General features: G+C 62.6%; 8 protein-coding genes. 5 read left to right on the forward strand and 3 right to left on the reverse strand.

Translation table 11 applies throughout. The features are described from left to right. On the reverse strand, positions 1–575 hold a 575-nt coding region (locus AC4FAH_RS00535), incomplete at its 3' end, for a DUF6198 family protein (RefSeq protein ID WP_490245541.1). Positions 576–805: 230 nt separating this feature from the next. On the opposite strand from AC4FAH_RS00535, the gene AC4FAH_RS00540 reads away from it, so the two are divergent. Continuing rightward, positions 806–1,708, forward strand: coding sequence for a DUF72 domain-containing protein (locus AC4FAH_RS00540; protein ID WP_153636721.1), 903 nt, complete (start codon positions 806–808; stop codon positions 1,706–1,708). A gap of 350 nt (positions 1,709–2,058) precedes the next feature. Next, on the forward strand, positions 2,059–3,426 hold the full coding sequence (locus AC4FAH_RS00545; protein WP_043331727.1) for a sodium-dependent transporter: 1,368 nt from the start codon (positions 2,059–2,061) through the stop codon (positions 3,424–3,426). A gap of 615 nt (positions 3,427–4,041) precedes the next feature. Here AC4FAH_RS00545 and AC4FAH_RS00550 read toward each other — a convergent pair. Beyond that, on the reverse strand, positions 4,042–4,266 hold the full coding sequence (locus AC4FAH_RS00550) for a PA3496 family putative envelope integrity protein (RefSeq protein WP_043331728.1): 225 nt from the start codon (positions 4,264–4,266) through the stop codon (positions 4,042–4,044). Positions 4,267–4,432: 166 nt separating this feature from the next. Here AC4FAH_RS00550 and hexR point away from each other — a divergent pair, with 166 nt between their 5' ends. From hexR to AC4FAH_RS00565, 3 genes are all read left to right on the forward strand, one after another. After that, positions 4,433–5,299 (forward strand): transcriptional regulator HexR, encoded by an 867-nt coding sequence (hexR, locus tag AC4FAH_RS00555; protein WP_043331730.1) that lies wholly within the window; start codon positions 4,433–4,435, stop codon positions 5,297–5,299. 173 nt (positions 5,300–5,472) lie between these two features. Continuing rightward, positions 5,473–7,695: a DNA helicase II gene (uvrD, locus tag AC4FAH_RS00560; protein ID WP_043331731.1), complete on the forward strand. Its 2,223-nt coding sequence runs from the start codon at positions 5,473–5,475 to the stop codon at positions 7,693–7,695. A 203-nt stretch (positions 7,696–7,898) separates the two neighbouring features. Next, positions 7,899–8,999 (forward strand): TRAP transporter substrate-binding protein, encoded by a 1,101-nt coding sequence (locus AC4FAH_RS00565; protein ID WP_043331733.1) that lies wholly within the window; start codon positions 7,899–7,901, stop codon positions 8,997–8,999. Between the two features lie 142 nt (positions 9,000–9,141). Here AC4FAH_RS00565 and AC4FAH_RS00570 read toward each other — a convergent pair whose 3' ends face one another. Continuing rightward, positions 9,142–9,576, reverse strand: coding sequence for an acyl-CoA thioesterase (locus AC4FAH_RS00570; protein ID WP_054556356.1), 435 nt, complete (start codon positions 9,574–9,576; stop codon positions 9,142–9,144). Positions 9,577–10,149 lie beyond the last annotated feature (573 nt).

Raw genomic sequence — 10,149 nt, forward strand, 5'->3', positions numbered from 1 at the left:
GCCGAACAGATGACCTGTGGCCAGGGGTAGACCAGCGCGGCGATCGCGATCAGCAGCAGGTCGAAGGCGAAGGTGGTGCGACCGGCATGGATGCCGAAGCGTCGCTCCAGATGCAGTGCCAGAATGTTCAGGCCGCCCAGCGAGGCGTTCTCGCGAAACAGCAGCGTGATGCCCAGGCCGATCAACAGGCCTGCGGCTATCGCCGCGACCGGCAGGCTGACGGCACCCAGCGGCAAGCTGACCGCCAGCACATCGGACAGCACGGAGAGCAGGCTGACGCAGCCCAGCGTGCGCAGGGTGAAATTCAGCCCCAGCTGTTTCCAGGCCAGGCCGTAGAAGGGCAGGTTGATCAGGAAGAACAGGCTGCCGAAGCTCAGTGCTGTCAGGTCGGCACCCAGCAACGACATGCCGGCAGTGCCACTGACCAGCAGGCCACCGGCCTGCAGCAGGCGTACGCCAAGCGCCACCAGCAGGCAGCCCTCGATGAGCGTGATCAGGCTGCGCAGGGTGATGGCATTTGCCGCGCGAGAGCGGCTGCCGCTGGCGCGCAGAATGAGTCGTTGGAAAGCAGTCATGACAGGCTCCGGGGTATGGGCAGTCAACAAGAGTGTCTTCCGGCGCGGCTTGTGGCTGGCTGGAAGCGGAGTCAGGGCGGTGGGTGGACCGCTTGCTGACGTGTCATGCAGGATGCGGACCATAGCACGCCGTGATGACAGTTTTTATTGTGCTTACGTCGCTCTGGCAGACGATATTCTTCGGCTTATTGGCTCTTTGACCCTTATATTCCTCTAGTTCTGGCCTCTTCATGCACCATTTTCATGCAGCCTCCGCACCGTCGGATGCCTCGCACTCGGCGGGGCATCTTCATCTCGGGCTCGCGATGTGGGCCAATGACGACTGGCGCGGCAGCCTGCTGCCGGGCAGCGGCCCGCGGGAACATCTGGCGGATTACGCCCGGGTCTTCGATAGCGTCGAGGGCAATACCAGTTTCTATGCCCAACCCACGTCTGCTGCCATCGCCAGCTGGGCACGTCAGGCGCCGGCCAATTTTCGTTTCTGCTTCAAGTTGCCGGGCCGACTGACTCATGAATTGCGCCTGCAGGGCATCGAGCAGGAGCTGGCGGAGTTTCTCGATTGCCTGGCGCCGATAAAGGACCGCCTCGGTCCGATCATGATTCAGCTGCCGCGTGACCTCGGGGCGGAAGTCCTGCCACGCCTCGAGCAATTTCTGCAGTCGGTGAAGGGAGCAGGGCTTGCCTGGTCGGTGGAGCCCCGCGACCCGGTATTCTTCGCCAAGGGCGAGGCGGAACGACAGTTGAATCGCTTGTTGATAACTCACGCAGTCGATCGCGTGATGCTGGATGTGCGTCCACTCTTCAGTGGCCCCACCACCGCGCATCCGGGCCTTGCGGTGGCGCGCGCGGAAAAGCCTCACCGCCCATTGCATGTGTTCTCCAGCGGACAACATCCCGTGGTGCGCTTCATCGGTCATTACGATGAAGCCACCAACCGGGCACTGTTCGCTCCCTGGGTAGAGCGACTTTTCTTGTGGATAAGTCAGGGGAAAAGCCCGTTTCTCTTTGTACATACACCGGACAACAAGGCAGCGCCCGCGCTGGCACGCCTGCTGGCCAATCAGGTGCTGGCGAAACTGGACCGCCCCTTGATCGGGGCCTTTCCGGGAGAGGGGCAGGGCAGCCTGTTCTGACGCTCCACCTGGCCGTGAGGTTTCTCCTGTGAGGCCATGGTCTGATGGTGGCTTGCTGGCAGATGGCCCCTCAATCGAGTAGCTTTAGCCACATGTTGCCGTTACCGCGGCGATATTTACCGGAGATGGGCAGTCTGCCCGTTCCGGCGTGCCTATCGGCACTTGCCTGTCATTCCCCACGACCTACCCGGTCAGCGTGAATGCCGGGAGCACCACAGCAGTGATCCTGCGACGCCATCGTGTTGGCCACGGATGATCCGTCCGCATTGGCAGCATGATGCAACAAGCACAACAAGGTGCCCGAAGTCGCTACCAGCGACTGGCACCCTCGCGACGAATCAGGGATTCACATGTCATCCAAACCGCATTCCCACGCACAGTGGTCTTCTCGCCTGGCCTTTACCCTGGCTGCCGTCGGTTCTTCCGTCGGTCTGGGCAATATCTGGAAATTCCCCTACATGACAGGTGAGAGCGGCGGCGGTGCCTTCGTCCTCGTCTATCTGATCTGCATACTGCTGATCGGTCTGCCGATCCTGATGTCGGAATGGCTGCTGGGTCGCCTGGGGCAGAAGAACCCCATCTCGACCATGAGCCACATCAGTGCCCGGCTCAAACGCAGTCCCGCCTGGGTCTTGATCGGGGTGGCCGGCGTGCTCGGCGCCTACCTGATCCTGTCCTTCTACAGCGTCATCGGTGGCTGGGCGCTGGCCTTCATCGCCGACGCGGCCAGCGGCAGTTTCGAAACCCTGACCTCTGACACGGCCGGTAGCCTGTTCGGCGGTCTGCTGGGGGACCCGACCACACTGCTGGCCTGGCACAGTGCCTTCATGCTGATGGTGATCCTGGTCGTGGCCGGCGGGGTCGCCGGTGGCCTGGAGCGTGCCGCCAAGATCCTGATGCCGCTGCTGGCGGTGATGTTGATCGTGCTGGTCGGCTACGCTGCCACCACCGATGGCTTCGCTGATGCCGCCGCCTGGCTGCTGACGCCGGACTTCTCCAAGCTCGACAAGGATGGCGTGCTGGCGGCCATGGGGCATGCCTTCTTCACCCTGTCACTGGGCATGGGCATCATGATGGCCTACGGCTCCTACCTGTCCGATGACGTCAACATCGGGCGTACCGCGCTGGTCGTGGTGGTGCTGGATACCGTCATCGCCCTGCTGGCCGGTCTGGCCATCTTCCCGGTGGTGTTCTCCAACGGCCTCGACGCCGCCGCGGGCCCGGGCCTGATCTTCCAGACCCTGCCGCTGGCCTTCGGCCACATGCCGGGCGGTGAAGTCTTCGGCGTGGTGTTCTTCGTGCTGCTGGTATTCGCGGCCTGGACCTCAGGCATCTCGCTGCTGGAGCCCATCGTCGAATGGCTGGAAGAGAAGACGCCGATGTCGCGCGTCGGCTCGGCCTGGGTCGCGGGTATCGCCACCTGGCTGCTGGGCATCGCCACCATCCTGTCCTTCAACCTGTGGAGTGACGTGGCGCCGCTGGGTATGTTCGCCAAGTTCGAAGGCATGACCATCTTCGACCTGCTCGACTACGCGACCAGCAAGCTGATGCTGCCGCTGACCGGTCTGGCGACCATCGTCTTCGTCGGCTGGTTCATGGGCCGTGACGAGGTGCGCAGCCAGCTCAACATGAGCGACTCGGCCTTCTCGCTGTGGAGCTTCGTGGCGCGCTATATCGCCCCGATCGGTGTGGTCGTGGTGTTCGCGTCCAGCCTGTAGGTCTAGTGAGATCTCGAGAGATATAGAGAGATCTCGTGAAACACTTGCCATGACATGCCTCAGGCCTGTCATGGCAGGCAATGCGAAAGGCCCGCCATCCGGTGGGCCTTTCCTGTTTCTGAGCCTGGAGAATCTCAACCCGGTCGCGTGCTTGCCTGGCAGGCGTCATGGCTGGGTAGCGCTGCGCTGCGTGGCCGTCGTCTGTCATGCGTTTGACGTAGAAGATTCATCCTTTCCGAGAGGGAAAGTCGCCATCAGGCGTGAGCCTGGTTTCAGGTATTGAGAGGCGCATGGCGGCGGATACGCACTGAAATGGTGCATCAAGGATGATGGCGGCACGCGATAGAGGAGAAATGTGACAAACAGAAGAAGAGCGGTGGGGCGGAAAATGAGGTGAGAAAAAACGAATATTTCGGGATTGATGAGCAGGACACCGGGCATGACAGCGCAGAAGGCACTTCAGTCAGGGGGGATGATGCTGAAATTGCGCCAGAGGGGGGTACGACCATGCTCGAAAGAGATGGTGGAAGGTGTCGCATGGAGCCCGAACCCTGGCGGATCAGAGCGTGAAAACATCACTGATCGGCGGGGAGCGTATCGCCTCCCCGCCTGGAATCAGTGGGTGTCGATATCGCTTTCAGTATCCATTTCCAGCACTTCGATGTCGCTTAAATCCTCGCTTAGGCGCTTGATTTCGTTGTGCAATTCTATTCCACGACGGGCGCGGAGATGGCGGACTGCGCTTTGTTTCTTGCGGGCCTGATGTTCGTCGGCACCGAGAGTCATGAAAATATCGAGAAGCTCTTTCTTGAGCGTATCTACCTGCTCTGAATTACGCATGATTCGACCTCCATGGCATCCAAAGGATGTGGGCTTTCACTGGCGCCACACCGTTTTACTATAGCTCACTTGACAAAATTGTGACTATCGCCTGCCTGTGCAGGCGACACCCCTGGGGGGATGACGTAAGCTCAGGCATGCCCATGAAGTCTGCAAGGAGTGTGCCGTGAGCCATGCCATCTTCGACGACCTGAGGAGCCGGATGGAGAATTTCCGCCGCTCTGAACAAAAGGTCGCACGCTATGTCCTTCGCCATCCGGAGGAAGTGATTCACATGCGGATCGTCGATCTGGCCAGCGAGTCATCGGTCAGTGAGCCGACGGTCGTGCGTTTCTGTCGGGCAATGGGCTTTGCCGGCTTCCAGGATTTCAAGCTGCAGCTGGCGCAACGCCTCGCCACCGGCACCCAGTTCGCCCAGTTCTCCATGAATGACTCCGACAGCGTGGCCGAGTTCTCGCACTCGCTGTTCGATTCCACCATCGGCACCCTGCTGTCGGTGCGTGACCGCCTGGATGCCGAAGCCGTCGCGCGCGCCATCCACTCGCTGGCCTCCGCCAGCCGGGTCGAGTTCTACGGCTATGGTGCCTCGGGCGCCGTGGCTCACGATGCCCAGCACAAGTTCTTCCGCCTGCAGATCTCCACCGCCGCCTACACCGACCCGCACATGCAGAACATGTCAGCGGTGACGCTGGGGCCGCGCGATGTGGTGGTGGCCATCTCCCAGACCGGCCGCACCAAGGCGCTGATCGCCAGCGTGCGTCTGGCGCGGGACGCCGGCGCGACCGTCATCGGGCTGTGTCCGAGTGGCTCGCCACTGGCGGATGAAGTCACGCTGCCGCTGCACATCGATGTGCACGAAGACACCGAGATCTACACCCCGATGAGCTCGCGTATCGCGCACCTGGTGATCGTCGATACGCTGGCGGTCGGAGTCGCCAAGGCGCGCGGACCCAAGCTCAAGGAGCAGCTGGAGGCGGTCAAGAAGAGCCTCGCCACCCTGCGCATCGACGACCACGACTTCGATACCCACTGAGCACCGCCCGGGCATCATCTGTCTTGAAGGCAAGTGCAAGGTACGTATGTGCAAGGAAGGCCGGCGCGGGGAAGAGCAGGGCAGGCCGCTGTGATAAGGTGGATGCCTGAACAGGGGCAGCGAATCTCACGCTGCTCCGCTCCTCGACTCCTCTGCCCTGTGGTGAGCCCTGCATGTCCGAATCGCCCCTCCTCGATCACCTCAACACGCATCAGCGTGAGGCCGTGTCCGCGCCGCCGGGCAACATGCTGGTACTGGCGGGGGCCGGTTCCGGCAAGACCCGCGTGCTGGTTCACCGCATCGCCTGGTTGATGGACCAATACCAGTTCTCGCCCTACGCCATCCTGTCGGTGACCTTCACCAACAAGGCCTCGCGGGAGATGCGCACGCGTCTCGAGGCGCTCAATGGCAGCAGCCTGCGCCACATGTGGGTCGGCACCTTCCACTCCATCAGTCACCGTCTGCTGCGCACCCACTGGCAGGAGGCGCGCCTGCCCGAGCACTTCCAGATCATCGACAGCGATGACCAGCTGCGCATGGTCAAGCGGCTGCTCAAGGAGCACAACGTCGATGACGAGCGCTGGCCGCCCAAGCAGGTCCAGTACTTCATCGCCGGCTGCAAGGAGGAAGGTCTGCGCGCCCATCAGGTGCAGACCCATGGCGATGCCTACATGGGCAAGATGGTCGAGATGTATGAGCTCTATCAGCTCGCCTGTGAACGCGGCGGCCTGGTCGATTTCGGTGAGCTGCTGCTGCGCTCGCTGGAGCTGCTGCGCGATACGCCGCACCTGCTGGCGCATTACCGCGAGCGCTTCGCCCACCTGCTGGTCGACGAGTTCCAGGATACCAACACCCTGCAGTACGCCTGGCTGAAGCTGCTGGCCGGTGATCGCGAGTGCATGACCGTGGTCGGCGATGATGACCAGTCCATCTACGGCTGGCGTGGCGCGCGGGTCGAGAACATCCAGCGCTTCACCGAGGAGTTCGCCAACACCCGCGTGGTGCGTCTGGAGCAGAACTACCGCTCCTCCAGCGCCATTCTGGAGGCCGCCAACGCCCTGATCAGCCACAACGGCGGGCGCATGGGCAAGGAGCTGTGGACCGACAGCGGTCGCGGCGAGCGCATACGTGTCTACGCCGGCTTCAATGACATCGACGAGTCGCGCTATATCGCCGATACCATCCGTGAACTGGTCAATGAGCATGGCTACAGCCGCGACGAGATCGCGATCCTGTATCGCTCCAATGCCCAGTCACGCGTGCTGGAGGAGACGCTGATCCGCCAGGGCATGCCGTATCGCATCTATGGCGGCCAGCGCTTCTACGAGCGTCTCGAGATCAAGAACGCGCTTGCCTATCTGCGTCTGATGAACAACCGCGAGGACGATGCCGCCCTGGAGCGCGTGATCAACGTGCCGGCGCGTGGCATCGGCATGCGTACCGTCGAGCAGCTGCGCGAGCGCGCACGCTACGGCAACCTGACCATGTGGCAGGCGATGAGCGATGCGGTCTCCGATGGCGCCCTCAAGGGACGCGCCGCCACCGCAGTGCGTGCCTTCGCCGACATCATCGATGGCCTCGACAACGACACCGCCGGCATGGCGCTGCATGAGCTGGTCGAGCACGTCATCCATGTCTCCGGCCTGCGTGAGCATCACGCCGCCGAGAAGGGCGAGAAGGGCCAGGCGCGCCTCGAGAACCTCTCGGAGCTGGTCAACGCCTGCCGCGCCTTCAGTCAGGGCGAGCGCATGGACCCGGAAGCCCCCAGCGAAGGGGCCGAGGCGCTGGAGCCCTTCCTCGCCGAAGCCGCGCTGGATGCCGGCGATCACGAAGCCGCCGAAGGCGAGGAATGCGTGCAGATGATGACGCTGCACTCCGCCAAGGGGCTCGAATTCCCGGTGGTATTCGTCGCCGGGGTCGAGGAGGGGCTGTTCCCGCACAAGATGTCGCTGGAAGAGCCGGGGCGTCTCGAGGAAGAGCGTCGCCTGTGCTACGTCGGTGTCACCCGCGCCATGCAGCGCCTCTACCTGACCTACGCCGAGCTGCGTCGCATGCACGGCAAGGAGACCTTCCAGCGGCCGTCGCGCTTCCTGCGTGAATTGCCGGAAGAGCTGATGGAAGAGGTGCGTCTGCGTGGCCAGGTCTCGCGTCCGGTCTCGACCCAGCGCGCCACGCCGAATCGCCGTCCTTCCGGTCCGCGTCAGGAGAGTGTCGAGGCCAATGGCGACATGCCGGCACTCTCGCTCGGCAGCCTGGTGCGGCATCCGCTGTTCGGGGAAGGCGTGGTCATCAATGCCGAAGGCCAGGGCGAGCGCGCGCGCGTGCAGATCAGCTTCGAGGGCGAAGGCGACAAGTGGCTGGTGCTGGGCTTTGCCAAGCTGGAAGTGCTGAGCTGATCCTGCATTGATGGCAGACGCAGCCATGAGGCGCTGACTGCAGGCGCTGGCAAGAGGTGTAGCGCGGGGCAGGGGGCGCGGTATTCGTTCGCCATTACGGCCTTGGTGCAGTTGTGGGCCATCCATGGGTCGCGGCATAGTGGCAGACATGCTGTCTTGATGCCGCGTCATGCATTGCCCACAACTCGAACAAGGAAAGTCCCATGCAACGCCGCCGTTTTCTCTCTGCTCTGGGGGCCGGTGCTGCCGGTCTCGCCGCCGCGCCTTTCGTGTCCACCGCCAATGCCGCCGAGGGCGAGACCATCCACTGGAAGATGGTCACCTCCTGGCCGAAGAACTTCCCGGCACTGGGCACCGGTGCCAATGAATTCGCCAGCCTGATCGGTCAGCTCTCTGGTGGTCGCCTGCAGGTCAAGGTCTATGGCGCCGGCGAGATGGTACCGGCGCTGGAAGTCTTCGATGCCGTGTCCTCCGGTACCGCCCAGATGGGCCACTCGGCCTCTTACTACTGGAAGGGCAAGGTGCCCGCGGCCCAGTTCTTCACTGCGGTGCCCTTCGGCATGAACACCACCGAGACCAACGCCTGGCTGTATCATGGCGATGGCATGAAGCTGTGGGACGAGATCTACTCGCGCCACAACCTCAAGCCGCTGGCGGTGGGCAACACCGGCACCCAGATGGCCGGCTGGTTCAACAAGGAAGTGAACAGTCTCGAGGACATGAAGGGCCTGAAGATCCGCCTGCCGGGGCTGGCGGGCGAAGTGATGAATCGCATCGGCGCCAGCGCGGTCAATCTGCCGGGCAGCGAGATCTTCACCGCGATGGAAACCGGCGTGATCGATGCCACCGACTGGGTCGGCCCCTACAATGATCTGGCCTTCGGCCTGCATCAGGTGGCCAAGTATTACTACTCGCCGGCCTGGAACGAGCCTTCCGCCATCCTCGAAGGCACCGTCAATCTCGAGGCCTGGCAGGCATTGCCGGAAGACCTGCAGCAGGTGGTGATCCAGGCGGCCAGAATCGCCAATCACGCCATGGTGGATGAATTCGCGCTGCGCAACGCCACTGCGCTGACCTCGCTGGTCGAGGAGCACGGTGTGGAGCTGCGTGAATTCCCCCAGGACGTCTATGCGGCGCTGTTCGATGCCTCCAACGAGGTGCTGGACGAGTTCATTGCCAAGGATGAGGACGCCAGGCGCGTCTATGAGTCCTACCGCGCCTTCCAGCAGCAGGTCGCGCCCTGGTCGCGTATCGGTGAGCAGGCTTATCTGGATGCGCGTGGTCGGGTGCTGGGCGAAGCCTGAGCGAGTCTCTTTCCGACTGCCTGCCTGACTGTCTGAGCGCGTGACTGATTGTTGACGAAAAAGCCGCCCCAGAGGGCGGCTTTTTCTTGGCGTGTGGCTGACAGGAAGAGAGGCGAGGCGCCTGGCTCAGTCCTGCTCAGGATCAGTCCTGCTCCTCGATGATGGCGGTGCTGGCCTGCTCCGGTACGGCGCGGATGCGGCCATTGTCATCGAGTGCCACCATCACGTAGCAGGCTTCGGTCACCTTGGTCAGCGCGTGTTGATTGCGCTCCTGCGGCGGGCGGATCCAGACCTCGACGGCGAGCCTGATCGAACTGCGCCCGACCTCGGCCACCTGAGTGAAGATATTGACCACCGAGCCGATACGCACCGGCGACAGGAAATCGAGGCCTTCGACGGCCACGGTGGCAGTGCGTCCGTGGGCGACGCGCCCGGCGGCCAGCTCACAGGCCTCGTCCATGCGGTGCATCAGCCAGCCGCCGCTGATGTCGCCATAGAGATTGGTGTCCTGGCGTTGGGCGATCAATTTTAGCGTCAGTGTGCCGTTCGGCGTCGGGATATCATCCAGAGCTTGCATGTCATGACTCGCTATCTTGTTGTTATAAAATGGTCATTTCATTTCTGCACCCTTGCGTCTGAAAAAGGTGCGTCTTTTGGCGCAGGGCGCTGCCTTGCATAGGACGCCTCCTTGTACAGGGCACTGCCTTGCACAGGGGGCCTTATACAGGGCACTTCGGCAATCGCCGAAGAAAGTCACCGGGGCCATCGATAGCATCAGCGCGACGCAGACCATGGCGGATGAGCCGCAGCGGCTTCATCATCTCCTGTATCCTACTCCGGCGGACAAAGCACTGTCCTCACTGACGATGGACTGTCAGGAGATTTTTTGCGCTGCAGCATGGAGTATCGTTCCTCAACGCAGCAATGACGGATACTCGCTGTCTTTCGCCATGCTGCACGGGCCGCCTTGATCCACCGTCGCATGCCCGTCGCCACGGGCGTGGCAAGCAGTGGCCAGCTCCGTGTCGCATCGTCATCTTGTTCATTCTCTGGTGGGAAGTCGCCATGTCAGTTTCCGTCGGGTCGCTTGTTCGTTCAGGCTTTCGCGCCGTGTTCGCGTCGCGTCGCGGGTCATCCGCGTCCTCCTCAT

This window comes from Cobetia sp., from assembly GCF_983723665.1.

Bases quoted from the DNA above. Each gene is read 5' to 3' on its own strand.
- AC4FAH_RS00540 (WP_153636721.1), top strand. From the start codon at position 806: ATGCACCATTTTCATGCAGCCTCCGCACCGTCGGATGCCTCGCACTCG.
- AC4FAH_RS00545 (WP_043331727.1), top strand. From the start codon at position 2,059: ATGTCATCCAAACCGCATTCCCACGCACAGTGGTCTTCTCGCCTGGCC.
- AC4FAH_RS00550 (WP_043331728.1), bottom strand. From the start codon at position 4,266: ATGCGTAATTCAGAGCAGGTAGATACGCTCAAGAAAGAGCTTCTCGAT.
- uvrD (WP_043331731.1), top strand. From the start codon at position 5,473: ATGTCCGAATCGCCCCTCCTCGATCACCTCAACACGCATCAGCGTGAG.
- AC4FAH_RS00565 (WP_043331733.1), top strand. From the start codon at position 7,899: ATGCAACGCCGCCGTTTTCTCTCTGCTCTGGGGGCCGGTGCTGCCGGT.
- AC4FAH_RS00570 (WP_054556356.1), bottom strand. From the start codon at position 9,576: ATGCAAGCTCTGGATGATATCCCGACGCCGAACGGCACACTGACGCTA.